Source organism: Bradyrhizobium sp. URHA0013 (genome assembly GCF_000518345.1).
GTDB lineage: Bacteria > Pseudomonadota > Alphaproteobacteria > Rhizobiales > Xanthobacteraceae > Bradyrhizobium.
Genome location: NZ_JADK01000003.1, coordinates 577,191 through 604,098, shown reverse-complemented (window position 1 = coordinate 604,098; position 26,908 = coordinate 577,191). Strand labels below are relative to the sequence as shown.

Below are 26,908 nucleotides of genomic sequence, written 5' to 3'. Positions count from 1 at the left end.
CAGCAAAGGAGAAATGCGATGGATCGGCTCAAGGGCAAGGTTGCGATGGTGGTGGGCGCCGGCTCGATCGGACCGGGTTGGGGCAACGGCAAGGCCACCGCGGTCACCTTTGCGCGCGAGGGCGCGCAGGTGTTTTGCGTCGATCGCAACGGCGCAGCTGCCGAGGAGACCGCGAAGATCATCACGGACGAAGGCGGCAAGGCGAACGCGTTTACGGCCGACGTCTCGCGTGCGCGCGAGGTCGAGGCGATGGTCGCGGCGTGCCTGAAGGCCTACGGCCGCATCGACGTCCTCGACAACAATGTCGGCATCGCCGAGATGGGCAGCGTGGTCGAAGTGACCGAGGAGAGCTGGGACCGCGTCTTCAGCGTCAACCTCAAGAGTGCCTATTTCGCCATGAAGCACGTCATCCCCGTGATGGTGAAACAGGGTGGCGGCTCCATCATCAACATCTCCTCGATCGCCTCGATCCGCCACATGGGTATCTCCTACGTCACTTACGGCACTTCGAAAGCGGCGATGAACCAGATGACCCGCACCACCGCGATCGAGTTTGCGCACCACCATGTCCGCGTCAACGCGATCCTGCCCGGCCTGATGAAGACGCCGATGGTGGAACATTCCGCAGGTCTTGCGAACAGCTATGCCAAGGGCGACGTCGAGGCGATGTGGCGCGCGCGCGATGCGCAAGTGCCGATGGGCCACATGGGCGACGCCTTCGACGTCGCCAACGCCGCGCTGTTCCTGGCCTCGGACGAAGCGAAATATGTGACGGGGATCGAGCTCGTGGTGGACGGCGGGATCACGTGCAAGGCGGGGGCGTAGCTCCTTGCTCGCCGCCCTGGCCTTCGCCAGGACGACGGCTGAACCTTATTGCGCCAGCGCCAGGATCCCGCCGGCAAACGAATGCCACGCCGCGGTCTCGCTGACCGGCCAATTCAGGACCTTCACCGCCAGCATCGCGAGCGTGCCGGTGATGTAGACCGGATGCACCCGGCCTTCGGTGCGCCAGTCGCGTACCATGGCGACGACGAGCAGCAGCGAGGCGACCACGGCCGGCGCGATGGTGACGGGCACCGGCGGCGGCCCGGGCGGTCCCGAAGGCGCGAGGAAGGTGAGAAACCAGCGCGCGATCGCGGCATCGAGGATGGAGACCGCGGCGAGCAGCATCAGGCGTTTGTGAATCTCCGGCTTTCGCGTGTTCATGATCGCGAGCACGAATACACCAGCGAAGAACGCGATCCCGCTCATCGGCACGATCGCGAAGGCGATGCCGGCCTCTTTCTGTCCGAGCGCCGCGGAATGCTGCATCACATGGACGGAGGCGAGGAAGCCGAAGATCGTCATCGCGGTCGCGAGCGAAACGCCGGCGATGCCGAGCGCACGGTGATTGACCACGCGGCCTGAGGCGGCGAGCCAGGTCTGGATCACGAAATAGAGAGACCAGGTGAAGAACAAGAGACCGTGGAAATGAATGACGGGGCTTGCGGACAACGTCCGTTGCGCCAGCGGCACAAAATAGGTCGGTGCGAAGCCGAGAAAAGCGGTGACAGCGCAGGCCAGGGACATGTGGAGATAGAAATATCGTGCGGGCGACGCATCTCGCGCGCGCACACGACGGTCGTCGATCAGGGTCGTCATGAGGGATGAGTCTGGAGAGGCGGCGTTTGGTTCAAGCCCCTAGCCACCTGTGCGGGGCTCTTGTTGGGGGATTGGGATTTAACCCCCTGCGCTCAATTCTGCGCGATCGAGCTCTTCCTCGATCCGATGGAACGCATCGTCGCCGATCACTTCCCTGGCGCGAAGGTCGAAGATCGATTTGCGCGCGGCCGCGATACCTCGGCGGCGCAGCGGATCGGCGGGCAGTTCGCCGTTGGTGATGCCGCCATGGGGATCGTCGTCCGCCTGCATCAGGATGGCGCGATATTCGAGTCGCAGGATTTCAGCCTCCTCGGATGGATCGTCCTCGATCGCGTCGAGCGCCGCGCGATAGGCGACGGCCCGGGCGCGCGCGACCTCGATGCCGACGGGATCGTCATCTTTGAGGCCGAACGCCAGGATCAGCGGCCGCAGCGTCAGGCCCTGAACGACCAGCGTGCCGAGCACGACGGCAAACGCCGAGAAGACGATGAAGTCACGATGCGGAAAGTTTTCCGGCAAGGCAAAGGCGGTGGCGAGCGTGACGAGGCCGCGCATACCGCACCAGGAGATGATGAGGCCGCCCTTGGGCGAGGCGACCTGCTTCGGATCCTTGGGGTGATAGATCCCGTGCGCGATCAGCGCGCGCAGCGTCGTGCGGTAGAATGTGATCCAGGCCAGGCGCACCAGGACCACGGTGAGCAGGATCCAGGCCGCGGCCACGCAATATTCCCAGCGCACGTCTGCATCGAGCCGCGTCCAGATCGGCCGCATCTGCATGCCGATCAGCATGAAGGCGAGCACGTTGAGCACGAACACCATAGTCTCCCACACCGCATAGGAAGGCACCCGCAGCCGCGCCGGCATGCGTGCCCCCGCCGTGCGCGCGATGGTGATGCCGTAGACCACGATGGTGAGGATGCCGGAGAGACCGAGATGCTCGGCGGCAATCCAGACCATGAAGGTGGTGGCGAACTGCACGATGATCGCGCTCGGCGCTTCCTTCACGCGTTCCATGAACAGCGGGATGATGCGGCCTGCGACCAGGCCCGCGACGACGCTGCCGACCAGCGCCAGCGCCATGGTCGGCGCGACCTGGCTCCATGCCAGATGCTCGGTGGCAACCGTCCCGACGGCGATGCGATAGATCAGGAGCGCGGTCGCGTCGTTGAGCAGGCTCTCGCCTTCCAGGACCTTCACCATGCGATGAGGCAGCTTGACCTGGCTCAGGATCGCAACCGCGGCGGCCGCATCCGGCGGGGCCACGATGGCGCCGAGCGCAACCGCGGCGGGCCAGGGCATATCAGGCATCAGCCGGTGCGCGACGTAGGCCACGCCGGCCGTGGTCAGGCCGACGGCGGCGACGACCAGGGTGGCGACTGGAACCCAATTGTTGCGGAGATCGCGCAGCGAGGTGTCGAAGGCGGCATCGAGCAGGACCGGTGCGACAAAAAGAGCCAGTGCCAGGTCGGGCTCCAGCGTCCAGGACGGGCTCGACGGCACAAAGGCGATCAGTGCACCCCCGATCGCGAGAAAGGTCGGGTAGGGGACCTTGATCCGCCGCGCCAGCGCCGATAATCCAACGGCGCCGAGCAGAAGCACGATGATCCATTCGAATGTCGACACGTTGATCCCCGAAACCGATTTGAGCGGCGCCACAAGCTAGCACCAATCCGGCCGTATGATGGATAGTGCAGCCCCAAGGCAAGACCTCAACCCGGACCTTAACTCAAGACTTTCCGACTGTGACGAGCATGCGTTTTCTCATTCAATGGTCCGGCGCCGCGGTGCTCTTCGCGCTCTCGTTCGTCGTGGCTCATGCCGCGACCGGCGGCGAACCGGCCGCGGTCCCGCAGGTCGACATCGCGCCGTGCCTCGCGGCCGCCGCAGCCGACGATATTGACAAGGCCGTCACGGCCTGCGCCGCCGTGATCGACAATGAGAAGACGGCGAAGGCCGACCTGATCAAGGCGCTGATCGCGCGCGGCGCGCTGTTTGCCCGGCATGATCAGGTCGACCGCGCAATCGCTGACGACAGCCGCGCCCTGGAGCTCGATTCCGGTCTCGCCGATATCTTCAACGCGCGGGGCGAGCTCTGGCTGAGGAAGGGTGACAAGCCCAAGGCGGTGCAGGATTTCGGCGCGGCATTGAAGATCGATCCGAACCACGAGAAGGCCAAGGTCAACCACAAGGCGATGGCACGCGAGATCGAGCGGATCGGCGCGCAGATGGCGGTCGCGGGCAAGCCCAGCTTCATTTGCAAGGGTGCGCGCCGTCCCGTCGAGAAGGCGATCTGCGCCAACCGCGAGCTCGCCGATCTCGACCGTGAGGTCTTTGCCGCCAACGCGCGCGTGTTGCGCGAAGCCCGCAATGCAGGCGAAGCGAAGGCGCTTCAGCGCGAGCAGGACGATTTCATCGCCCGCCGCAACGCCGGGTTCGGCCGGCCGGGGTACGATTTGAAGAAGGCAATGCAGAAGCGGCTGCAGCGGCTCAACGGGGTGGACGGGTATTGAAGCTTTAGGGCCTCCGCAACCTCAAGCCCGGGCATGACGACTTCTCGTGAAAAGGGCGCTGGTGCGCCCCTGACTGGCTCAATTTTGAACCCATCGCGTCCCCGCCGCGACAATGGTGAAAGCCTGATGTCCCGGAGCCCTATGCCATGTGCGGCACGCATCCTTCCGCGCAAATGCTCTCGTTTGCAAAAATCTCGTTTCTCTCGCTCCTGCTCAGCGCGGCAATGAGCGTCGTCCTCGTCGCCCCTGCCTCGGCTGGCGTCGATTGCGTGATGGGGAGCAAGGCCGCTCCGGCTGAGCTGATCCCGGCCTGCAGCGCCACCATTGACCAGACCTCAATTCCATCCTCCGATCGCGCCGCGGCGTTGCTGGTGCGCGCCGACGCCAATGCGCGGACCTCGGGCGGCCTCACGCAGGCGCTGCGAGATATCGATCGCGCCATTGCGCTCGATGGCAAGAACGCAAAAGCCTGGCGCCTGCGCGGCGATCTCCTCCGCGAGGCCGGCGGCGATCTCAACCGCGCCGCGGCGGACCTCAGCAAGGCCATCGAGCTCGATCCGCAGGATTCGGAATCTTACGAGCTGCGCGGCGTCGTCTACACCAACCAGCGCCGGCTCGACCGCGCGCTTGCCGATTACGATCAGGCGATCAAGCTAAAGCCGGACAATGCACAGGCCTGGTCAGACCGCGGCGTGACCTATTATCTCGGCGGCGACAACGAGAAGGCGGTCCGCGATCTCAGCGAGGCGTTGCGGCTCGATCCGAACCGGCCGCGCAGCTACACCAATCGTGGCGCCGCCTACAAGAAGCTCGGTCAGCTCGACAAGGCGGTTGCCGACGACGGCGAGGCGATCAGGCTCGATCCGAAGGTGCCCGAATATTACGACAATCGCGGGCTGTCGCTGGCCGCGATGGGCGAGTACGACAAGGCGATTGCCGATTACGATCAGGCGCTGCGGCTGGCACCGCGGCCGAATTTCTTCACAAACCGCGGCGATTCCTACCACCTCAAGGGCGAGCTTGGCGCGGCGCTGAGCGATTACGAGGCCGCGCTGAAACTCGATCCGAATTTCGCGCAGACCTACAATAACCGCGCCGTGCTCTACAAGAAGATGGGCGAACGCAAGAAGGCGCTGGCCGACTACGAGACCGCGCTGCGGCTCGATCCCGGCAATGACAACGCCGCCGCCGGACGCAGCGCCATGATCGCGGAGATCGCGAAATTCGGCGGCGAGCCGCTGCGGCCGCTCGCTGCGAATTCCGGCAATGGCCCGTCGTTCGATTGTGCCACTGCGAAGCGCGAGGTCGAGAAGGTGATCTGTGCCGTTCCGCAACTGGGTGTGCTCGACCGCCAGATCGCCGAGACTTACGAGCGCGTGCTGAAATCGGCCGGGTCCCGCTCGGCCGGCGACCTCCGTCGCACCCAACGCGACTTCCTCGCCACCCGCAATACGAGCTTCGGCCGCCCGGGCTATGATCTCAGGAAGGTCATGCAGGAGCGGCTGCAGCGGCTCAATGCGATGGATAGCTGAGCACTGTTCTTTTCAGCTTGAACCGCGGCCCGTTCCCGGGAAAATACCCCTCAAACATGGCCGGTACTTGATCCCTGTCATGGCGGGACGTTTGTCCTGCCACAAGGTCAAGCCTAGGCGAATAAAGGGAACGGGAGCGCGGGAATGAACGTCCGAGGGAACGTCGACGGAAAGAGCCTCTATCACGAGGTTTATGCGCGCTCGCTGGCCGACCCTGAGGGCTTTTGGGCCGAGGCGGCCAAGGAAATCGACTGGATCGAGCCGCCGAAAAAGATCTTCGATCCCTCGCAGGGCGTCTACGGTCGCTGGTTCAGCGGTGGTGTCGTCAATACCTGCTACAACGCGCTCGACCGCCATGTCGAACGCGGCCGCGCCGACCAGATCGCGCTGATCCATGATTCGCCGCTGGCAAATAACGTCACCAAATTCACCTACGCGGAACTGCTGGCCGAAGTGCAGGCGCTCGCCGCCATCATGCAGGATTTTGGTGTCGTCAAGGGCGATCGCGTCATCCTCTATATGCCGATGGTCCCGGAGGCCGTCGTCGCGATGCTCGCCTGCGCGCGCATTGGCGCGGTGCACTCCGTGGTGTTCGGCGGCTTTGCCGCGAAAGAGCTCGCCACCCGCATCGACGATGCGCAGCCAAAATTGATCCTGTCGGCGAGCTGCGGCATCGAGCCCGGCCGGATCGTGCAGTACAAGCCGCTGCTCGACGAGGCGATCAGGCTTGCGGGCGCAAAGCCGAAGGCCTGCATCGTGCTGCAACGTTCGCAGCTCGTCTGCGCCCTGACGCCCGGCCGCGACTATGATTGGGCGGGCCTGCGCCGCAAGGCGATGAACGACGGCAAGAAGGCGCCTTGCGTGCCCGTCGCCGCCACCGATCCGCTCTATATCCTCTATACGTCAGGCACGACCGGCATTCCCAAGGGCGTCGTGCGCGACAATGGCGGCCACCTCGTCGCGGTGAAATGGTCCATGTTCAACCTTTATGGCGTCAAGCCGGGCGAGGTCTGGTGGTGCGGCTCCGACATCGGCTGGGTGGTCGGCCACAGCTACATCGTCTACGGCCCGCTGCTGCACGGCGCGACCTCGATCATGTATGAGGGCAAGCCGGTCGGCACGCCCGATGCCGGCGCATTCTGGCGTGTGATCAGCGAGCACAAAGCTGTCGCCTTCTTCACTGCGCCGACCGCATTCCGCGCGATCCGGAAAGAAGATCCGGAAGGAAAATTCATCCGGCAATACGACCTCTCGACCTTCCGTACGCTGTTCCTGGCTGGCGAGCGCGCCGATCCGCCAACGGTGGAATGGGCGGAGCAGCAGTTGAAAGTGCCTGTGATCGACCATTGGTGGCAGACCGAAACCGGCTGGTGCATCGCCGGCAATCCGGTCGGCTTAGGCCAGCTGCCGGTGAAGCACGGCTCGCCGACGGTGCCGATGCCGGGCTATCAGGTCGATGTGGTCGACGAAGCGGCAAAGCCGGTCGGCCCGAACACCATGGGCTCGATCGTCATCAAGCTGCCGATGCCGCCGGGCTGCCTGCCGACGCTTTGGAATCAGGACGAACGTTTCAAGGAAGCCTATCTCACCGAATTCCCCGGCTACTACAAAACGTCGGATGCCGGCTACAAGGACGAAGACGGCTATGTCTTCGTCATGGGACGCACCGACGACATCATCAACGTCGCCGGCCATCGGCTCTCCACCGGCGGCATGGAGGAGATCCTGGCTTCGCATCCCGATGTTGCCGAATGCGCCGTGCTCGGCGTCAAGGACGCGATCAAGGGCGAGGTACCCTGCGGCTTCCTGGTGCTCAAGGCGGGCGTGAAGCGGGCCCCCGCCGAGATCGAGAAGGAGATCGTCGCGCTGGTGCGCGACAAGCTCGGTCCCGTTGCCGCGTTCAAGCTCGCCATCACCGTCGGCCGCCTGCCCAAGACGCGATCCGGAAAGATCTTGCGCGGCACCATCAAGAAGATCGCAGATGGTGAAGCCTGGACCATGCCGGCGACGATCGAGGACCCCAAGGTGCTGGACGAGATCGGCGATGCGCTGAAGGGGCGGGTGTGAGGTTTGCAATGGGGCTTGAATAGGCCGCATTTTTCCGCTCAATCCTCATCCTGAGGAGCGCGCTTGCGCGCGTCTCGAAGGATGAAAGGCCCCGCTGCTGCAGCTTGGCCTGCATGGTTCGAGACGCCCGCTGCGCGGGCTCCTCACCCTGAGGATGAAGGGCCTGCCATGAATTCGAAGCCGTTTCTAGCGATTGCATTTGCGGGCCTCATTCTCTCCGCCTGCTCCGCGCGCTACCAGACGCCGGTGGCCATGGGCGGCGACGATGACGACGCGGTCTGCCAGAGCCGCGGCTATGCGGCCGGCTCGCCCGAATACGTAGCCTGCCGCAAGGACCGCGACGTCCAGCGCAGTTCCGCGACCACCCGCGCCGACCGCCGCCAGCGCGACCTCGGCGAATACATGCTGAACCATCCGGACCGGCCGTAGAGGCTGCTTTCCACTTATCCGTCATTGCGAGCGCAGCGAAGCAATCCAGGATCTCTCCGTCGAGACAATCTGGATTGCTTTTCGCTGCGTTCGCAATGACGCGGTTGCTGAAGCTTCTTGCGTCACACAAAAAAAAGCGGCGGGTTTCCCCGCCGCGCTTGCATTCGATGACGACTGAAGGCGAAGGATTACTCCTCCTCCTGGTCCTGCTTCTTGCCGCCGAGCGTCTTCAGCTTGGCGAACACGGCATCGACGTTGAGATCGTCGCTGGACCTCTCCGCGGGTTCGTACTCGTCCTTCTTGGTGGTTTCGGAGGCCGGCAGCAGGGTGGCGCCGCCATAGGCCGCGTCGATCGGCTTTTCCTTGGCCGCGCGCGCGACCTCGAAATCGAGTTCGATCTGCGAGCAGAGGCCGAGGGTGACGGGATCAATCGGCGTCAGCTGGGAGGTGTTCCAGTGGGTGCGATCACGGACGCTGGCGATCGTGCTCTTGGTCGTGCCGACCAGGCGCATGATCTGGGCGTCCTTGAGCTCGGCATGGTTGCGCAGCAGCCAGAGGATGGCGCTCGGGCGTTCGTGGCGGCGCGAGACCGGGGTGTAGCGCGGGCCCTTGCGCTTGGGCTGCGGCGGCAGCACCACCTTGCTCTCCTGGAGGCGGAGCCGGTAGTCCGGGTTGTTCTCGCCCTTCTCGATCTCCTCGCGGGTCAGCTGGCCGTTGGAGAGGGGATCCATGCCCTTGATGCCCTGGGCGGCGTCGCCGTCGGCGATCGCGCGCACCTCGAGGGGGTGCATTTTGGTGAAATCGGCGACCTGATCGAAGGTCAGCGCGGTGTTGTCGAGCAGCCAGACGGCGGTCGCCTTGGGCATCAGAGGTGCGTTGCTCATGGCAAATCTCCTTTGTGCTTCGCCCACCCCTTTGGAGGCGAAACCGGTGGTCATCAGCGATGACTGGGAATTCGCGCTATATAAGCCCGGAGGGGGTAGCCACGCAATGGTTCTGCTATAGATAGTGCCTTGACAGCGCCCGAAAGGGGGCCCAATTCCCTCTGAAGTCGCTGTAAGACCGCACCCAAGCCCTATTCATTCATCGACCGCTTCCCGCCCCTCTGGCGAGGTGATTCGGTCCCGAGATCGCTCAATGTCAGCCAAACCAGACCTCAAGATCGTGCTTTGTTCTCCCCGTGGCTTCTGCGCCGGGGTGGTCCGGGCGATCGACACCGTGGAACGGGCGCTCGATAAATACGGTGCCCCCGTCTATGTTCGCCATGAGATTGTGCACAATAAATACGTCGTCGATGGGTTGAAGAAGAAGGGCGCGATCTTCGTCGAGGAACTCGCCGAGATCCCGGAAAACACCACCGCGCCGGTGGTGTTCTCGGCCCATGGCGTGCCGAAATCGGTTCCAGCCGACGCCACGTCCCGAAATTTGTTCTCGCTGGATGCGACCTGTCCGCTGGTCACCAAGGTGCACCGCGAGGCCGCGATCCATTTCAAGCGCGGCCGCGAGATCTTCCTGATCGGCCATTCCCATCATCCGGAGGTGGTGGGCACGCTCGGCCAGCTCCCGACCGGCGCCGTGACCCTGATCGAGACCGCCGAGGACGCCAAGACCATTGCCCCGAAGGACCCGAACAACCTCGCCTTCGTGACCCAGACCACGCTGTCGATCGACGACACCGCGGAGATCGTGGCGCTGCTGAAGGAGCGCTTCCCGAACATCAACGGGCCGCACAAGGAAGACATCTGCTACGCCACCACCAACCGCCAGCTCGCGGTGAAGAAGGTGGCGCCGGTGGTGGATGCCCTGATCGTGGTCGGCGCGCCGAACTCGTCGAACTCGCAGCGCCTGCGTGAGGTCGCCGAGCGCGAGGGCTGCCCGATCGCCGTGCTGGCGCAGCGCGCGACGGAAATCGACTGGAAGCGGTTCGAGAACATCACCAGCCTCGGCATCACCGCGGGCGCCTCGGCACCGGAAGTGATCGTCGAGGAGATCATGGACGCGTTCGCCGAGCGCTTCACGCTGCATGTGGAGACGGTCTCGGCCGCGGAAGAAAACGAATTCTTCCCGCTCCCGCGTCAGGTGCGCCCCGAAGCCGCCGCCGAGTAGACCTTCATGGCGGTCTACACCGACGTTGCCGCCGACGAGCTTGCGGACTTCCTCAACCAATACGATCTCGGCGAGTTGCTCTCCTACAAGGGCATCGCCGAGGGCGTCGAAAATTCCAACTTCCTGCTGCATACGACCAAGGGGTCGTTCATCCTCACGCTCTATGAGAAGCGCGTGGCGAAGAACGATCTGCCGTTCTTCCTCGCGCTGATGACGCATCTGGCCGAGCACGGCGTCAACTGCCCGCTGCCGGTGAAGGGAACGGACGGCGAGGCGTTGCGCGAGCTGTCGGGCCGGCCCGCCGCCATCATCACCTTTCTCGAAGGCGTCTGGCCGCGCAAGCCGAGCGCGGCCCATTGCGCCGGCGTCGGCGAGGGGCTCGCCAGGATGCATCTGGCAGGTGCGAATTTCGCGATCAGGCGTGCGAACGCGCTGTCGGTCCCGGGCTGGCGGCCGCTGTTCGATGCCGCGTCACAGCGGGCCGACGAGGTGCAGCCCGGCCTGCGCGCGTTCCTGGGCCACGAGCTCGACTACCTCGAGAGTGGCGTCTGGCCGACGCAGCTGCCCGAAGGCGTGATCCACGCCGACCTCTTCAACGACAACGTCTTCTTCCTCGGCGACAAGCTCTCGGGGATCATCGACTTCACCTTCGCCTGCAATGATTGGCTTGCCTATGACGTCGCGATCTGCCTCAACGCCTGGTGCTTCGAGCCGGATCATTCCTTCAACGTCACCAAGGCGCGGGCCTTCCTCAATGCCTATGGCCGCGTGCGAAAGCTGTCCGAGGCGGAAGAGGCGGCGCTGCCGCTGCTCGCGCGCGGAGCTGCGATCCGCTTCCTGCTGACGCGGCTGGTCGACTGGCTCAACGTTCCGCCCGGCGCGCTGGTCAGGCCGAAGGATCCGTTGGAATATGTCCGCAAGCTGCGCTTCCACCAGAGCGTTTCCAGCGTGCGCGACTACGGGCTGATGTCGTCGGGGCTGATGGCGTGAGCGAGCTTCCGATTGTCACGATCTACACCGACGGCGCCTGCTCGGGAAATCCGGGGCCCGGCGGCTGGGGCGCGATCCTGAAGTTCGGCGACAAGGAAAAAGAACTGAACGGTGGTGAGCGCCACACCACCAACAACCAGATGGAATTGATGGCGGCGATCTCCGCGTTGGAAGCGCTGAAGAAGCCGTGCACCGTCGATCTCTATACCGACAGCCAATATGTCCGTCAGGGCATCACCGGCTGGATCCACGGCTGGAAGCGCAACGGCTGGCGCACCGCCGACAAGAAGCCGGTGAAGAATGTCGAGCTATGGCAGCGCCTCGATGCCGCGCTGAAGGCTCATGACGTGCGCTGGCACTGGGTCAAGGGCCATGCAGGGCATCCCGAGAACGAACGCGCCGATCAGCTCGCGCGCGACGGGATCGTGAAGGCGCGGTTGCAGGCACGGGTGGCGGAGTAGCGCGCGGTCGGCGCTCCAGTCTCAACTGTCATCGCCCGCGAAGGCGGGCGATCCAGTACGCCGCGGCCTCTCGATTTAACAACAACTGTTTCTGGAATACTGGATGCCCCGCTTTCGCGGGGCATGACAGTGTCGTTTGTGGCTGAAAGCGATGGCCGCTTACAGCTGCCCGAGCAGAGTATCGCCGCCGGACACCTCGACCTTGCCAGGCATCGCCTCGAGGTTCAGCTTCTTGACCACGCCGTCCTCGACCAGCATCGAATAGCGCTTGGAGCGGATGCCGAGACCGTTGCCGGAGGCGTCGAGCTCCATGCCAATCGCCTTGGCGAAGTCGGCATTGCCGTCGGCGAGGAAGATGGCCTCGTCGCGCTGGTCGGTGTCGCGCTTCCACGCGTTCATGACGAAGGCGTCGTTGACGGAGACGATGGCGATGGTGTCGACGCCCTTGTCCTTCAGGGCGTAGGCGTTGAGGAAGATGCTCGGCAGATGCATCTTGTGGCAGGTGCCGGTATAGGCGCCGGGCACCGCGAACAGCGCCACTTTCTTGCCTTTGAAGATATCGTCGGTGGTCTTCACCTGCGGGCCTTCCGCCGTCATCACGCGGAATTTCGCCTCGGGCAGCTTGTCGCCAGTCTGGATCGCCATCGTCAGTCTCCCTGAAAATCGGTCCCGCTTTTTAGACCGTGCGGCGGGCCTGCACAATATTGCCGGCACGGATAGTGACCCGGAGGCGGTGAGGGCGGGACCTTCACCTTTATGTCATCAGCCGGCGAACCCGCCGCCGTCGAGGAAGGCCTGCTCGTCCGGCGTGGTGTCGCGGCCGAGCAGACGGTTGCGGTGGGGGAAGCGGCCAAACCGCCGGATGATATCCGCGTGCTCCCGCGCGTATTTCAGGTTTTCGGCATTGTCGGTGTTTTGAAACAGCGCGACGCAGTGCAATTGATCGGGCAGGTACTCGGAATGCATGAAGGGCAAATAGAGGAATTCGAGCAGGACCGGGTCCATCCTTTGATCTGCACCCCGCGCAATGGCGCGGCGGGCGACGTCGCGCGCCAAAGCGTCGCTGGCAAAGGCCTGCGACGTGCCGCGAAACATGTTGCGCGGAAACTGGTCGAGCACGATGACGAGCGCGAGTGCGCCCTCGTCGGTCGCCTCCCATGACAAGAGCTCGCCGGCGACCGCCTTCTGCCACAGCGCGAGAAAGCGGCGCCTGACCTCAACGTCGAATGCGTGATTGCGCTCGTACCAGGCATCGCGGCCGGCCTCGCGCCAGAAGGCGAGGACGCCGGCCGGACTGATGTTGCTGTCGTCGGTCATGAACGAAAGAGGCGCTTACGCCGCTTCCGCCTTCTTCTCGTCGCGCAGCTGCCGGCGCAGGATCTTGCCGACGTTAGTCTTCGGCAGGTCGGTACGGAATTCGATGTGCTTGGGCACCTTGTAGCCGGTCAGCTGCTCCTGGCAGAACTTGACCAAGGCCTCCGCCGTGAGGTTCGGGTCCTTCTTGACCACGAACGCCTTCACCGCCTCTCCCGACTTGGAATCGGGAATGCCGATGACGGCGCATTCGAGCACCCCGGGGTTGCTCGCGATCACTTCCTCGATCTCGTTCGGATAGACGTTGAAGCCGGAGACCAGGATCATGTCCTTCTTGCGGTCGACGATCTTGGTGTAGCCCCTCTCGTCCATGATGCCGATGTCGCCGGTGCGGAAATAGCCGTCCGCAGTCATCACCTTGGCGGTCTCCTCCGGCCTGTTCCAGTAGCCCGACATCACCTGCGGGCCTTTGGCGCAGATCTCGCCGGGCTGGCCGAGCGGCATCTCGTTGCCGTCGTCGTCGCGGATCGAGATCCAGGTCGAGGGCACGGGGATGCCGATGGTGCCGTTGAACTCGGGATCGGTCGTGGTGTTGCAGGTCAGCGTCGGAGATGTCTCCGACAGGCCGTAGCCTTCGGCGATGGAGCAGCCCGTGATCGCCTTCCACTGCTCGGCGACCGGACGCTGCACCGCCATGCCGCCACCGTTGGAGATCTTCAGCTTGGAGAAGTCGAGCTTCTTGAAGTCGGGATGGTGCATCAGGCCGTTGTAGAGCGTGTTCACGGCCGGGAAGTTGTTGACCTGGTACTTCGCCAATTCCTTGATGAAGCCCGGGATGTCGCGCGGATTGGGGATCAGGAGATTGCAGCCGCCGGCGCGCACCGCGAGCAGGTAGCAGGCCGTCAGCGCGAAGATGTGATAGAGCGGCAGCGCGCAGACGACCATCAGTTGATCGACATGTGGCGGCGCGGCCATCGCTGGCTGCAGCCAGGCGTCGTTCTGCAGGACGTTGGCGACGATGTTGCGATGAAGCAGGGTGGCACCCTTGGACACGCCGGTGGTGCCGCCGGTATATTGCAGGAAGGCGACGTCGCCGGGCGACAGCTTCGGCTTGTTGAAGGCCAGAGAGCGGCCGGCGGAGATCGCGTCGTTGAAGGACACCGCGCCCGGCAGCGACCAGGCCGGCACCATCTTCTTGACGCGGCGGACGACCAGATTGACGATCACGCCCTTGAAGCCGAGCAGGTCGCCCATGCTGCCGACGATGACGTGCTTGACTTGTGTCTTCGCGATCACCTGCTCGACGGTGTGGGCGAAATTCTCCAGCACGATGATGGCTTCGGCGCCGGAATCCTTGAGCTGGTGCTCGAGCTCGCGTGGCGTGTAGAGCGGATTGACATTGACCACGGCGAAACCGGCGCGCAGCACGGCCGCGGTCGCGACCGGATATTGCAGCACGTTCGGCATCATGATCGCGACGCGGGCGCCGCGTTGCAGGCCTCGTCCTTGCAGGTAGGACGCCATCGCCAGCGACATCTGGTCGAGATCGCGATAGCTGATCGACTTGTCCATGCAGATGAACGCCTTGCGGTCGGCGAACTTGGCGAAGCTCTCCTCCAGAAGGTCGACCAGCGATGAATATTGCGTCGGCTCGATATCGGCGGGGACGCCGGGCGGATATTGCTTAAGCCAGATGCGCTCCATGGAAACTCCCCTCATTGACCAGAGCCCGTTGTGTCTCGAGCTTGCCTCATTGCCGTCAGTATCGAGCCTGCCGGAACGGGTGGCAAGCGGTCGAGCCTTAGGACAAACGTCAGGGAGTGGCTACCGGAATCCTCGCAATGGCGCTGCCGCAACTGCGAAGCGGTCTCGCCTCGCGTCGGCCGTTAACTGTTGTTGGCCGGCTTGGCGGGCTTGGTCGCGGCCTTGGGTTTGGCGGGCTTGGCCGCCTGCTCGCCGCTGGCCGCAGGCTTTGCCGCCGCATCGGGCTTGGCTGCGGCATGCTTGGTACCGGCCGGCTTGGTTGCGGATTTGCCGTCGGCCGGCTTGGCGGCCGCCACCGGCTTGCTGTCGGGCTTTGCCGCCGCCGTCTTGGCATCCTTCGGCTTGTCTGCCGCGTCGGGCTTTTTGGCGACGCGCGACTTCTTGCCACGCGGCTTTGGCGTGGCCTGCTGGTCGGCATCGGCCGCGACCGCCGCGATCAGGGCGGTCCCGGTTCGGGTCGGGCCGGTATAGACCAGCACGGGCTCGGCCGCCGCCGGGGCCGAGGCCATCAGCTCGGAGGCCTTCATCAGCGGCGGCTGAAGCCCGGCCGTGAAGAAGGTGACCTGAGCTTCGCCGCCCGTGGCCGAGGCGGACCCGGACGTGCCGCCATTGGTCGCGATCAGTGCGTCGTCATCGTCGCTGGCCGGCCGCTTGCGATGGCCGCCGCACATGTCGTCACGCAGGTTCGGCGGCGAGGCGTCGACCGGCACCAGCTTGTCCACGGTGCCGAGCGAGGGCCGGAGCCAGGTGAGATTGTCTTGCGAGAAGCCGCGCTCCAGCAGCTGCGCCGCCTTCACCGCGCGCGCGGTCCCGGAGTTGGCGCCCAGCACGACGGCGATCAGCCGGCGGCCGTTGCGGGTGGCTGATGCGACGAGGTTGTAACCGGAGGCGCAGATGAAGCCGGTCTTGAAACCGTCGGCGCCGGGATAGCGGCCGATCAGCTTGTTGAAATTGCCGGTGACGCGCTTGCCGAAGCGGATTGCCGGAATATGCACGAAATACTCGTACTCGGGCAGGTCGCGCAGGAACGAGCGCGCGAGAATGCCGAGATCCCGTGCGGAGGTGATCTGTCCGTCGGCGGGCAGGCCGTTCGGATTGACGTAGCTCGTCTGCGTCATGCCGAGCTTCTGCGCAGTGTCGTTCATCAGCGCCGAGAAGCCGTCGATTGAACCGCCGACGCCTTCGGCGAGCACGACGGCCATGTCGTTCGCCGATTTCACCATCATCATCTTGAGTGCGTTGTCGACGGTAAGCTGCGTTCCTGGGCGGAACCCCATCTTCGAGGGCGACTGCGAGGCTGCGGTCGGCGACACCGTGAGGATGGTGTCGAGCGTGAGCTTGCCGTCCTTGACCGCCTTCAGCGTCACATAGGCGGTCATGATCTTGGTGACGGAAGCCGGATACCAGGGAATGGTCGCGTTTTCCGCCTGCAACACCTTGCCGCTATCGGCCTCGATCAGAAGCAGCGCTTCGGCGCCCGCCGCGCGCGGCGCGAGCAATGCGCCGCAGGCGAGTGTCGCGGCGAACAGGTTGAACAGGGATTGACGAAGCAGCGGGCGAAGAGCGTGCACTATCCGATTCCGGTCCTTGGAGACCCGCCGGTTCCGGTCGGCTCTCGTGATCTGATGTTCGGTTCTGAAATCCAGCGCCGCCGCTTGCGGCGCCGCAAACCTATACCGGCTGGTGCGTCGGGAATAGGGGCATCAGCGGGGTATTCCGCAATGAAATGGGCCGAATTTCGACGATATGATGGGGACTTGCCAAGGCGACTTGCTAAGATGACTTGGCGGCCGTCGCGGCAGCCTCAGCCGCTGTCACGCTGGCCCGTGCGTTCTCCTGAACCATGAACTGAGCCCTGGCGAGGTCGGCGAAATGGCCGCCTTTGGCCACGAGTTCATCGAAAGTTCCGCTTTCGATCACACGCCCGTTCTCGAACACCAGGATGCGCGTGGCATTGCGGATGGTGGAGAGACGATGGGCGATCACGAAGGTGGTGCGGCCCTTCATCACTTCGTCGAGAGCGGTATTCACCTTCGCCTCGGTGACGGCGTCGAGTGCGCTGGTCGCCTCGTCCAGGATCAGAATCGGCGGATCCTTCAGCAGTGCGCGGGCGATCGACAGCCGCTGGCGCTCGCCGCCGGACAGCATGCGGCCGCGCTCGCCGGCATTGGTCTCGAAGCCGCCGCTGCGCTCGATGAATTCGAGCGCCTGCGCGCGCTCCGCCGCCTTGCGCATCTCGGCCTCGGTGGCGTCCGGCTTGCCGACGCGCAAATTCTCCGCGATCGAGCGGTTGAACAGCAGCGCCTCCTGAAAGACCACGCCGATGTTCCGCCGCAGCGATGTCAGCGTCACCCCGCGCACGTCCATGCCGTCGATCCTGATGAAGCCGGACTGTGGATCGAAGGCGCGATGCAGCAGCGCAATCGCCGTCGACTTGCCGGCGCCGGTTGCGCCGACCAGCGCGATGGTCTCGCCGGGAAGCGCGGTGAAGGAGAGGTCCTCGACCGCCGGCCGCTTGCCATCATAGGAGAAGGTGACGTCGTTGAATTCGACGAGACCAGAGAGCCGACCCGCATCGATCGCGTCGTGCCGGTCGTGCACCGCAGGCACCGCATCGAGCACGTTGAAGAACTCGCGCAGGCGCGGGGCTTCCATGAACACGTTGTTGATGAAGCTCACGACCTGCTCCAGTTTCTGGATCAGAAGCGTCGCGAAGCTCACGAACATCACGATCTCGCCGACCGAGGTCAGCCCCTGGTCGTGCAGCGCGATGCCGAAAGTGAAGATCGCGAGCACAGTGATCGTGGTGGAGGCGCGCGTGATGACGGTGACGAGGGCCCACCACGACAGCACCGGCATTTGCGCCGCTAGCAACTCGTCGGCGACGGAGCGCAGGCCCTTCACCTCGGAATCGATGCGCACGAAACTCTGCACCAGCGCGACATTGCCAAGGGCGTCGGAAGCGCGCGCGGAGAGCTCGCTGTAGTGCTCCTCCACCTCCATCTGCATGCCGAAAGTTCTGCGCACCACGAAGGTGGTCAGCGCGGTGAAGACGATGCAGAGCACGAACAGCAGGATTGCAAGCCGCCAGTTCAGGTAGAGCGACAGCGGCAGCAGCACCACGACCGAGAGGATCGCGGCAAAATGCTCTCGAAAGAAGCCGACCCATAATCGCCACAGCGCATCTGTGCCGTTCAGCATCACCTTCATCAACCGGCCCGAATGGGTGCCCGAATGGAAGGTCAGCGGCAGCTGCATGATGTGCTCGAAATAGTCCGTCAGGACCGCCTGCCGCTGGCGGTGGGAGAGCCGGTCGGCCTGCAACGCTACGACCGCGCTGCAGGCGATGGTGAACAGCCCGAACGCGACCCATGCAACCAGGAACGGCCAGGCCGAGTCGGAGCCGGCGACCGTCTTGCCCGAGAGCACATCGACGATCCGGCCGAACAGCACCGGTTCGGCGAATTGCGAGCCCGCAAGCAGGAGATTGACGACCGCGAGCAGCCAGCCCAGTCGTGCCTCCTTGCCGAGCAGCTCGAGAACGCGGGTGTAAAGGCGGAGAATGGGCATGGGCGGGGAGCTCGGGCGGTCGAACGGAGTGAGCCCATACTCTAATCAGGGATCGGATGCGAGATATAGCGGAAGCTGTCGGTTTTGCTCAGTTGATCAACCGCCCTGCAACGGGCGGCAAGAACCCGCCGTCGAAGATGTCGCCCGCCGCCGGCCGTTTGCGGAATTTGAAATCCTGCCCGATCTGGTTGATCGCGCGATCCATGCGCGCCGGGTCGATGTCGCCGAGGCCGTTGCGACGGACCTCGTCGGTCAGGATGTTGTCGATGAGGACGGTGCGCAGGCGCTCCAGCTCAAGATCGCGGTCGCCGTCCTCAATGCGGCTCGCGGCCTCGTCCGCCGCACGCGCCGGCTCCTTGACGGTCGCGTTGATGCCGGCGATCAATGCGCGGACGAAGCCCTTCACGGTGTCCGGCTTGGCCGCGGCGAAAACCGGGTTGACCACGACGGCAAAGCCATAGGCCTCGCAACCATAGTCGGCATAGCGAAGCGCGACGAGATCGCCGCCTGGTACGCCGCGGTCGCGCAGGTTCACTGCCGAGAGATAGCTGAAGCCGGCGACGGCATCGACCTGTCCCGCGGAGAGGATCGGCTCGCGCACCGCGGCGCTGATCTTGTGGAATTTCACGTGAGCCGTGTTGATGCCGTTCTGCTGCGCCAGTGCCGGCCACAGCCGCATCGACAGATCGCTATCGGCAACGCCGACGGTCTTGCCGTCCAGGTCGGGCAGGAGGTGGATGCCACGGCTCCTGCGGGCGACGATCGCGTAGGGCGCGCGGTTGAACAGCACGAACACCGCCTTGACCGGTGTCGCATCCTTGTCGCGAAAGCGGATCAGCTCGTTGATGTCGACGAGCGCGAGCTCGCTGTCGCCCTTGGCGACGCGCGCAAGCGCCTCCGGCGATCCGGCGGCGCTGCTAAAGGAGACGTTGAGACGCTCGGCTCCGAAGCTGCCGTCCTTTGCGGCAAGAAAGAACGGCGCCATGCTCGCATCGATCGGGCGGTCGAAGGTGAAGTGGATTGCAATGGAGGGCGCGGCGGTTTCGGCCGCGGTAGCATCGCGCGCAGTCAGCGCCGCAAGAGAAATTGCAGCGGCCAGCAGGCCGCGAAGAGCGATTGTCGCGAATTCGAACATCAGTGGCGCCGGTCCGGTGTTATGATTTGGTGACGCTCGGAGCGCCGGCTGGCGACAAGCTTGTCCGCGTCAATATGAACGGCGGATGAGCGGCGGTTGCGTCACGATCACGCAACCCCGTTCAGCTTGTGTTGGGGTTGGGGAACCCAACATGGGATGCGGGTGTTTGAGAGACACGAGCCTGTCATCAGGCACCATTCGAGGTCCCAAGGAGGGTCCAGGACATGTTTGACAGATTTTCAGGATTTGCCGGCCGTAAGGCCGTTCTCGCTACCGCCGCGGTGCTGGCGCTGACCGCAATGACCCCGACCGCTTCGTACGCGGGCGGCCGTCATTGGCATGGTGGCGGCGGCGGTGCCGCCTTTGCCGGCGCGGCCATTGCCGGTGCTATCGGCACCGGCCTCGCAATCGCCGCGACCCGTGACGCCTACGCCTATGATGCTCCTGCCTATTACGGCGGCGGCCCGGTCTACTACGACGACGGTCCGGTCTATTACGGCGGCGACTCGTATATCGGTCCGCGCCCGTATCACCGTTGCGGCGGCCCGTACCAGTCCGCGCAGGGCGGCCAAGGCAACCTTTCGACCTGCTACTAGCTTTGGCTAGCAAATGTTGGCCGGCCGTCGCGCTCGCTGCGACGGCCGGCTTTTTTACTTTTGCTGCCGTGCGTTAACGTCCCCGCCACGGGTTTAGAGTAGCTTCGCGTACATGAGTGATTCGCTTGAGCGGCTATATCTGGCTGTGCTCGCGGCCAGGGACCTTGATCCGGCAACATCGCGCACCGCGCGGCTGTTTCAGCGCGGCCCGTCAAAAATGGCGAAGAAGCTGGCTGAAGAGGCTATCGAGGTCGTCATCGACGCGGTCAACGGCGATAGCGAAGCCGTGATCCGGGAAAGCGCCGACCTGCTCTACAATCTGACCGTGCTCTGGGCCTCGGCCGGCGTGCGCCCTGAGGACGTCTGGCGCGAGATGACGCGGCGTGAAGACATGCTCGGCATCGCCGAGAAGCTGCCGAAATCGGCGATGAAACTGCCCAAAGGTGCATCACCGCGTGTCGCCGCCAGGCGGCCAATCGTCGCGCTCGAAGGCCGTACCGCGCGCAAGCGCCACTAGTATTGGCACGAATCGGTCCCATCTCGGCATGGACAAATCCGTCCCATGGTGCTTCATCGCGGCGCCATGCTGAAACGTATCTACGACTGGTGCATCGACGCCGCTCACAAGCCTTACGCGCTCTGGATCATGGGCGCCGTGGCTTTCGCTGAAAGCTCCTTCTTTCCCGTCCCGCCGGACGTGATGCTGATCCCCATGTCACTGGCGCGCCCGCAACGCGCCTGGGTCTATGCGGCGATCTGCACTGCGACGTCGGTGCTGGGTGGCCTGTTGGGCTACGCCATCGGTGCGCTGCTCTTCGACTCGGTCGGCCATTGGCTGATCGAGGTCTATGGCCTCGGCGGCAAGGTCGACGCTTTCCGCGCCTCCTATGCCGAATGGGGCGCCGTGATCATCCTGCTCAAGGGCCTGACACCGATCCCCTATAAGCTCGTGACCATCACGTCCGGCTTTGCCGGCTACAATATCGGGCTCTTCATCCTGTGCTCGATCGTGGCGCGTGGCGGGCGCTTCTTTATCGTGGCGATTCTGCTCAACCGCTACGGCGATTGGATCCGGGTCAAGATCGAGAAGCATCTCGGATTGGTGGTGGCAATCGGCGCCGCGGTGCTCGTGCTCGGCTTTGTCGTCGCAGTCAAATTGATCTAACCCCGAAGGCGCTTTGCCGCTGCGTCTCGTTCGGCTACGGTTGCCGTCATGATGCTTCGATCCGGCAATCCGGTCCTGCGACTGGGCAGGCTGATATTTTCGGCGCTTTCGGTCCTGCTCCTTGCCGGCGGTACCGGATGGCCGCAATCCGCACCGCCGGCGCTCGGCTTGCAGGAGCAAGGACCGCAGGCCGCACCGGCGCCCTCGACAGCCCCTCCGTCGCCGCCGGTGCATGAGGAAAATCCCGGGCTGATCAACGAAATGGGCAAGCTGTTCGACAAGCTGCCCTCGATCCTGCCGCCGATCAAAAGCCCGAGCGAGACCATGAACGATTTGTCGCGCCTGGCGAAGCCGTCGACCATGGTGTCGGGGCGCGTGGCCTGTCCGGCCTCGTCGAACGGCGCGCCCGACTGCAAGCTCGCCGCCGACAAACTCTGCCAGAGCAAGGGCTACACGGAAGGCAAGAGCCTGAATGCCGACTCCGCGGAAAAGTGCTCGGCCAAGGTTCTGATTCCGGGCAGGCAACGCAAACCGGATGACTGCCGCACCGATACCTTCGTCACCAGCGCGCTGTGCCAGAACTGAGGACGTCGCGCGAGCAAGCAAGGAGCGCCCATGAGTCGCACGGAGCAGGACTTCCTCGGACAGCGTGAGATCGCCGACGACATCTATTACGGCGTCCAGACCATCCGCGGGAAGGAGAACTTCCACATCACCGGCATTCCGATGAACCAGGAGCCTTACTTCGTAAAGGCGCTTGGTTACGTCAAGAAGGCCGCCGCCATGGCCAACCGCGATCTCGGGGCGGTGGACACCAAAGTCGCGGAAGCCATTATCGTGGGCTGCGACCGCGTCATTGCCGGCGATATGATGGACCAGTTCGTCACCGACTTCATCCAGGGCGGGGCCGGCACCTCCACCAACATGAACGCCAACGAGGTGATCGCCAATCTCGCGCTGGAATCGCTCGGCTTTGCCAAGGGCGATTACCAGCACGTCAGCCCCAACGATCACGTCAATTACGGCCAGTCGACCAACGACACCTATCCGACGGCCTTTCGGCTGGCGCTGATCCTGCGGCTCGAGAGCTACATGACGGCGCTGCGTCAACTCCAGGAGGCGTTCTTCGCCAAGGGCAGGGAGTTCGATCGCGTGCTGAAGATGGGCCGCACCCATCTACAGGACGCGGTGCCGATGTCACTCGGCGCCGAATTCCGCGGTTGGGGCACCACCATGGGCGAGGAGGTCGATCGAATCTCCGAGGCCCGCGCGCTGCTGCGCGAGATCAATCTCGGCGCGACCGCGATCGGCACCTCCGTCACCGCTGCGCAGGGCTATCCCAAGCTAGCGGTCCGGCATCTGAGCGCGCTCACCGGCGTCGACTTCATCCTTGCAGGCGACCTCGTCGAGGCGACGTCGGATACCGGCGCCTATGTGCAGCTCTCCGGTGTCCTCAAACGCACCGCGAGCAAGCTGACCAAGATCTGCAACGACATACGCCTGCTCGCCTCGGGCCCGCGTGCCGGCTTCAACGAGATCAACCTGCCGCAGCTTCAGCCGGGCTCCTCGATCATGCCGGGCAAGGTCAATCCTGTCATCCCCGAGGTCGTCAACCAGACCAGCTTCCTCGTGATCGGGCTCGACACCACCGTGACGCTCGCGGCGTCCGCGGGTCAGCTCCAGCTCAATGTGATGGAGCCGGTGATCTCGTTCGCGCTGTTCTTCTCCATCCGCACCATGGAGCGCGCGGTCAACAGCCTGCGCGAGAATTGCGTCGTGGGCATCACTGCCAACGAGGAGCATACCCGCAACATGGTGCTGAACTCGTTGGGTATCGTTACGGTGCTGAAGCCGTTGCTCGGCTACAAGCAATGCGCCGAGATCGCGCGCGAGGGCTACAAGAGCGGCAAGTCACTGCACCAGATCGTCGTGGTCGAGCGTAAGCTGCTGACGCAGGAGAAATGGGACGAGATGTTCTCGTTCGAGCGGCTGATCAATCCGGACCTGATTGCGTGATGGCGTCGTCCCGCGCTGAATTCCGCGGCTTGGAATTGCGGTAACGCCGTCCTCCACGGCACCAAAACGCAATACTTGACAGTGGAAAGATTGCCTTGTTGGTATGGCTCCCAGCTTCGATTTGACGCCAACAGAGGATCGTCTCGCAATGTCCATGCCTGCCTTGTTCAAGGGACGCCTGTCGATCCCGGTGATCGGTTCGCCGCTCTTCATCATCTCGGTGCCCGATCTCGTGATCGCGCAGTGCAAGGCGGGCGTGGTCGGCTCGTTTCCGTCGCTGAACGCACGGCCGCCGGAGCTGCTTGACGAGTGGCTGGCGCGCATCACCGAAGAGCTCGCGGCGTATGACCGCGCGCATCCCGACAAGCCGTCGGCGCCGTTTGCGGTCAACCAGATCGTGCACAAGTCGAACAACCGGCTCGACCATGACATGCAGCTCTGCGCCAAGTACAAGGTGCCGATGATCATCTCGTCGCTGGGCGCGCGCGAGGAGCTCAATCAGGCCGTGCACGGCTGGGGCGGCATCGTTTTCCACGACGTGATCAACCAGAAATTTGCGCACAAAGCGATCGAGAAGGGTGCCGACGGCCTGATCCTGGTCGCGGCGGGCGCGGGCGGCCACGCCGGCACGATCTCGCCGTTGGCGTTCGTCGCCGAAACTCGAAAATGGTTCGACGGCCCGATCGCGCTGTCGGGCGCGATCGGCAACGGCAAGGCGATCCGCGCCGCGCGCATTCTCGGCGCCGACTTTGCCTATATCGGCTCGGCCTTCATCGCCACCAAAGAAGCCAATGCGGTCGAGAAGTACAAGGAGATGATCGCGGGCGCGACGGCCGATGACATCGTCTATTCCAACCTCTTCACCGGCGTGCACGGTAACTATCTGAAGCCGTCGATTCTTGCCGCCGGTATGGATCCGGAGAACCTGCCGACGTCCGATCCCTCCAAGATGAACTTCGGCACTGATGCCTCCGGCGAGCGTGCCAAGCCAAAAGCCTGGAAGGAAATCTGGGGTTCAGGCCAAGGCGTCGGCAGCATCGACGGCATCGTGCCCGCCGCCGAAATGATCGCGCGCTTCAAGAGGGAATACGACGAGGCGGTTGATCCGCCGTTGTGATCTTAGTCGTCCGGCTAGTACGCAATTGCGCACTAGGGGCCGGGACGACATTTTTTGCTGAACTCCGCACATGCATCACGGAGAACCGATGACCCCCATCTACCGCGTCGACGGCGACAGCGTCGTCACCAGCCCGGATGCTGCGGGCCCGTGGGACCGGCGTATGCAGCACGGTTCGGCGCCGGCCGCGCTGGTGACGTGGGCGGCGGAGCGCATTCCAACGCCTGTCGCGATGGACATCGCGCGGGTCACCATCGACCTGATGCGCCCGGTGCCGGTGGCGCCGCTCACGATCGCGACCGAGATCTTGCGCGAGGGCCGCAAGATCCAGCTCTGCGGGGTCAAGCTGTTCGCCGACGGCGTACAGGTGGTCGCCGCCACCGTGCTCAAGATCAAGCGCCAGCCGCTGACGCTGCCCGAGGACGTCAAGGCGCTGCCGGTTACGCTGCCGTCCCCGGAGGACTCGCTGCTCGAGGACGGTCATGCCGCCACCAGTCCGTTCGTGCGATCGGTGTCGATGCGTGCCGCGCGCGGCCGCTTCGGCCAGGCCGGCGCCGGTGCGATCTGGTTTCGCGTCGACCATCCCCTGATCGCAGGCGAACCGCTCTCGCAGGCGATGCGCGCCGTGGTCGCGGCCGATTTTTCCAACGGCACCGCCTCGTCGCTCGATTTCCGCGCCTGGACCTATATCAACGCCGACCTCACCGTGAGCTTTTCGCGCCAGCCGATCGGCGAATGGATCCTGCTCGACGGCGATTCCTGGATCGGTCCCGATGGTGCTGGGCTTGCGATGTCGCGGCTCGCCGACCGGCAGGGCTATTTCGGCCGCGCCGTGCAAAGCCTTGTGATCGAGAAGCGGTAAGGCACCTTTTCTATCCCACCATCCGGCCCCGCCCGCTCCAAAAGCTCGCGCGCAGCACCTTCTTGTCGACCTTGCCGACACCCGTCATCGGGAGTTGCTTGACGAACTGGATCTGCTTCGGCGCATGGGCCGAGCCTTTTCGCGTCTTCACCAGATTGATCAGTTCATCGGCGTCAGGTTTTGCGCCTTCGCGCAGGACGACGACAGCCGTGACGGCTTCGCCCCATTTCTCGTCGGGGATGCCTACGACCGCCACCATGGCCACGTCCGCATGCTGCGACAGCACGTCCTCGACCTCGCGCGGAAAGATGTTGAAGCCGCCGGAGACGATCATGTCCTTCTTGCGGTCGAGGATGAACATGTAGCCGCGATCGTCCTTGCGAGCGATGTCGCCGGTGTGCACCCAGCCGTTCTTCAGCGTCTCGGCGGTGATGTCCGGCCGCTTCCAGTACTCCGCCATGACGTGTGGAGCGCGCACGCAGATTTCGCCGGCTTCGCCCGTCTTCACTTCCTGGTCGTTGTCGTCGAGGATCTTGACCTCGCACGCCGCGATCGGGAAACCGCATGACAGGAACAGCTCCGGCCTGTTGGGATCGTGATCCGCCTTGCGCAGCACCGAGATTGGATAGCATTCGGTCTGGCCGTAGAGCTGCGAGAACACCGGCCCGATCCGCTCGATGCCCTCGATCAGCCGGCTCGGTGACATCGCGGAGGCGCCATAGAGCACGAGCTCAAGCGAGGAGAGGTCGGTTTTGTCGAGCGCGGGATGATCGAGCAGCACGTAGATCATGGTCGGCACGAACAGCGTGAAGTTGATGCGCTCGCGTGCGATCGTCGCCAGTACCGCCTCGGGATCAAAACCCTTCAGCATGTGCACGGTGCCGCCCCGCATCAAGGTCGGCAGCACTTTCGTGCCGGCGACATGGCTGATCGGTGCCACCGCGAGGTAGCGCGCGCCATCGGGGATCTCGAAGTCGGCAAGGATCGCGGCCGCGGCTCCGGCATTTTCGCGGTGGTAGCGCAACGCGCCCTTGGATTTGCCGGTCGTGCCACCGGTGTAATTCAGGGTGGAGAGATCGTCGGGGCCGGCGAGGCAATGCGCGCTGGCATGGCCTTCGCTCTCGACCACCTGCAACAGGTCGACGCCGTAGTCAGCCGGTCCCGTGGTGAACACCGCCTTGAGCCAGGCCGCCTGTGCGGCGAGCTCGCCGCCGCGCTCGCGGAAGAAGCCCGCATCGACCACCAGCATTTCGGCCCCGGAATCCTCGAGCTGAAACAGCTGGTCTCCCCGCGATCCCAAAGGATGCAGCCAGGTGACGCAGAGCCGCGACAGTTGCGCGGCGACGCCGGCGCACCAGGTGTCGGCGCGATTGGCGGTGAGGAATGCGACCCGCGCGCCGGGCTGCAATCCAAGGCGCATGAATACGCCCTGGATGCGTCCGATCAGATCGAGCGTGCCCTGATAGCTCAGCGATCCGCCCGGCCAGGCGAAAGCGGTGCGGGCGGGATAGCGCGACAGTGCCCGTAGCGTCTGCGCACAAGTCGGCGACGATGCATGGAGCGGATCGGACATATGTTTCCTCGCTGCTTTGTCATCGGCTTCCGGCGTGCCAATGTTTACCGCGACGCTAGC

The 26,908-nt window shown here is 64.3% G+C and carries 25 protein-coding genes; 15 read left to right on the top strand and 10 right to left on the bottom strand.

All coding sequences use genetic code 11. The features are described 5' to 3' along the window. The first annotated feature begins 18 nt into the window (after positions 1-18). The gene (locus tag N551_RS0103005; RefSeq protein WP_027565681.1) at positions 19-825 is read left to right on the top strand and encodes an SDR family NAD(P)-dependent oxidoreductase; all 807 of its coding nucleotides are present in this window, start codon (positions 19-21) and stop codon (positions 823-825) included. A 45-nt stretch (positions 826-870) separates the two neighbouring features. Here N551_RS0103005 and N551_RS0103000 read toward each other — a convergent pair whose 3' ends face one another. Then, positions 871-1,641 carry a hypothetical protein gene (locus N551_RS0103000; RefSeq protein ID WP_027565680.1) on the bottom strand — a complete coding sequence of 257 codons (771 nt, stop codon included), beginning with the start codon at positions 1,639-1,641 and terminating at the stop codon, positions 871-873. 78 nt (positions 1,642-1,719) lie between these two features. Continuing rightward, positions 1,720-3,297, bottom strand: coding sequence for a sodium:proton antiporter (locus N551_RS0102995; RefSeq protein WP_155809396.1), 1,578 nt, complete (start codon positions 3,295-3,297; stop codon positions 1,720-1,722). Positions 3,298-3,392: 95 nt separating this feature from the next. Between N551_RS0102995 and N551_RS0102990 the strand changes: the two genes are divergently transcribed. The 4 genes from N551_RS0102990 (at position 3,393) to N551_RS0102975 (ending at position 8,179) form a co-directional block, all read left to right on the top strand. Further along, complete coding sequence (locus tag N551_RS0102990; RefSeq protein ID WP_027565678.1) at positions 3,393-4,151, top strand: tetratricopeptide repeat protein; 759 nt, start codon at positions 3,393-3,395, stop codon at positions 4,149-4,151. A gap of 146 nt (positions 4,152-4,297) precedes the next feature. Continuing rightward, positions 4,298-5,683 carry a tetratricopeptide repeat protein gene (locus N551_RS0102985; protein ID WP_027565677.1) on the top strand — a complete coding sequence of 462 codons (1,386 nt, stop codon included), beginning with the start codon at positions 4,298-4,300 and terminating at the stop codon, positions 5,681-5,683. Between the two features lie 144 nt (positions 5,684-5,827). After that, positions 5,828-7,750 (top strand): propionyl-CoA synthetase, encoded by a 1,923-nt coding sequence (locus N551_RS0102980; protein WP_027565676.1) that lies wholly within the window; start codon positions 5,828-5,830, stop codon positions 7,748-7,750. Between the two features lie 168 nt (positions 7,751-7,918). After that, positions 7,919-8,179: a hypothetical protein gene (locus tag N551_RS0102975; protein ID WP_018453135.1), complete on the top strand. Its 261-nt coding sequence runs from the start codon at positions 7,919-7,921 to the stop codon at positions 8,177-8,179. 188 nt (positions 8,180-8,367) lie between these two features. On the opposite strand, the gene N551_RS0102970 is transcribed toward N551_RS0102975, so the two are convergent. Next, on the bottom strand, positions 8,368-9,063 hold the full coding sequence (locus tag N551_RS0102970; protein ID WP_027565675.1) for a DUF1013 domain-containing protein: 696 nt from the start codon (positions 9,061-9,063) through the stop codon (positions 8,368-8,370). 253 nt (positions 9,064-9,316) lie between these two features. Between N551_RS0102970 and ispH the strand changes: the two genes are divergently transcribed. The 3 genes from ispH to rnhA are packed head-to-tail and all read left to right on the top strand — an operon-like array spanning position 9,317 to position 11,736. Next, on the top strand, positions 9,317-10,285 hold the full coding sequence (gene ispH / locus N551_RS0102965) for a 4-hydroxy-3-methylbut-2-enyl diphosphate reductase (RefSeq protein WP_007597506.1): 969 nt from the start codon (positions 9,317-9,319) through the stop codon (positions 10,283-10,285). Positions 10,286-10,291: 6 nt separating this feature from the next. Continuing rightward, on the top strand, positions 10,292-11,275 hold the full coding sequence (locus N551_RS0102960; RefSeq protein ID WP_027565674.1) for a homoserine kinase: 984 nt from the start codon (positions 10,292-10,294) through the stop codon (positions 11,273-11,275). After that, positions 11,272-11,736 carry a ribonuclease HI gene (gene rnhA, locus N551_RS0102955; protein WP_007597503.1) on the top strand — a complete coding sequence of 155 codons (465 nt, stop codon included), beginning with the start codon at positions 11,272-11,274 and terminating at the stop codon, positions 11,734-11,736. The genes N551_RS0102960 and rnhA overlap by 4 nt, the downstream gene beginning before the upstream one ends. A gap of 159 nt (positions 11,737-11,895) precedes the next feature. On the opposite strand, the gene N551_RS0102950 is transcribed toward rnhA, so the two are convergent. From N551_RS0102950 to N551_RS0102925, 6 genes are all read right to left on the bottom strand, one after another. Further along, on the bottom strand, positions 11,896-12,381 hold the full coding sequence (locus N551_RS0102950) for a peroxiredoxin (protein WP_027565673.1): 486 nt from the start codon (positions 12,379-12,381) through the stop codon (positions 11,896-11,898). 117 nt (positions 12,382-12,498) lie between these two features. After that, complete coding sequence (locus N551_RS0102945; RefSeq protein ID WP_027565672.1) at positions 12,499-13,053, bottom strand: DUF924 family protein; 555 nt, start codon at positions 13,051-13,053, stop codon at positions 12,499-12,501. A gap of 15 nt (positions 13,054-13,068) precedes the next feature. Beyond that, positions 13,069-14,754, bottom strand: coding sequence for a long-chain fatty acid--CoA ligase (locus tag N551_RS0102940; RefSeq protein WP_027514214.1), 1,686 nt, complete (start codon positions 14,752-14,754; stop codon positions 13,069-13,071). 182 nt (positions 14,755-14,936) lie between these two features. After that, positions 14,937-16,385, bottom strand: coding sequence for a D-alanyl-D-alanine carboxypeptidase family protein (locus N551_RS0102935; protein ID WP_027565671.1), 1,449 nt, complete (start codon positions 16,383-16,385; stop codon positions 14,937-14,939). Between the two features lie 202 nt (positions 16,386-16,587). Next, positions 16,588-18,384: a glucan ABC transporter ATP-binding protein/ permease gene (locus N551_RS0102930; RefSeq protein WP_027565670.1), complete on the bottom strand. Its 1,797-nt coding sequence runs from the start codon at positions 18,382-18,384 to the stop codon at positions 16,588-16,590. A gap of 88 nt (positions 18,385-18,472) precedes the next feature. Beyond that, positions 18,473-19,519, bottom strand: a complete 1,047-nt coding sequence (locus N551_RS0102925) for an ABC transporter substrate-binding protein (RefSeq protein WP_027565669.1) — start codon at positions 19,517-19,519, stop codon at positions 18,473-18,475. A 224-nt stretch (positions 19,520-19,743) separates the two neighbouring features. Here N551_RS0102925 and N551_RS0102920 point away from each other — a divergent pair, with 224 nt between their 5' ends. From N551_RS0102920 to N551_RS0102890, 7 genes are all read left to right on the top strand, one after another. Then, entirely contained in the window at positions 19,744-20,115 is a 372-nt protein-coding gene (locus N551_RS0102920; protein ID WP_027565668.1) for a hypothetical protein, read from the top strand. Between the two features lie 112 nt (positions 20,116-20,227). Next, on the top strand, positions 20,228-20,632 hold the full coding sequence (gene hisE / locus N551_RS0102915) for a phosphoribosyl-ATP diphosphatase (RefSeq protein WP_027565667.1): 405 nt from the start codon (positions 20,228-20,230) through the stop codon (positions 20,630-20,632). A gap of 45 nt (positions 20,633-20,677) precedes the next feature. Then, positions 20,678-21,280, top strand: a complete 603-nt coding sequence (locus tag N551_RS0102910; protein ID WP_081747784.1) for a YqaA family protein — start codon at positions 20,678-20,680, stop codon at positions 21,278-21,280. 48 nt (positions 21,281-21,328) lie between these two features. After that, positions 21,329-21,865, top strand: a complete 537-nt coding sequence (locus tag N551_RS0102905) for a hypothetical protein (protein ID WP_027565666.1) — start codon at positions 21,329-21,331, stop codon at positions 21,863-21,865. 30 nt (positions 21,866-21,895) lie between these two features. Continuing rightward, positions 21,896-23,296 carry an aspartate ammonia-lyase gene (locus N551_RS0102900; RefSeq protein ID WP_027565665.1) on the top strand — a complete coding sequence of 467 codons (1,401 nt, stop codon included), beginning with the start codon at positions 21,896-21,898 and terminating at the stop codon, positions 23,294-23,296. A 148-nt stretch (positions 23,297-23,444) separates the two neighbouring features. Next, complete coding sequence (locus N551_RS0102895) at positions 23,445-24,413, top strand: nitronate monooxygenase family protein (protein ID WP_027565664.1); 969 nt, start codon at positions 23,445-23,447, stop codon at positions 24,411-24,413. A gap of 88 nt (positions 24,414-24,501) precedes the next feature. Next, a complete protein-coding gene (locus tag N551_RS0102890) occupies positions 24,502-25,275 on the top strand; it encodes a thioesterase family protein (protein WP_027565663.1) in 774 nt (257 codons plus the stop codon). A gap of 10 nt (positions 25,276-25,285) precedes the next feature. On the opposite strand, the gene N551_RS0102885 is transcribed toward N551_RS0102890, so the two are convergent. Further along, entirely contained in the window at positions 25,286-26,848 is a 1,563-nt protein-coding gene (locus N551_RS0102885; protein WP_027565662.1) for an AMP-binding protein, read from the bottom strand. Between the last annotated feature and the right edge of the window lie 60 nt (positions 26,849-26,908).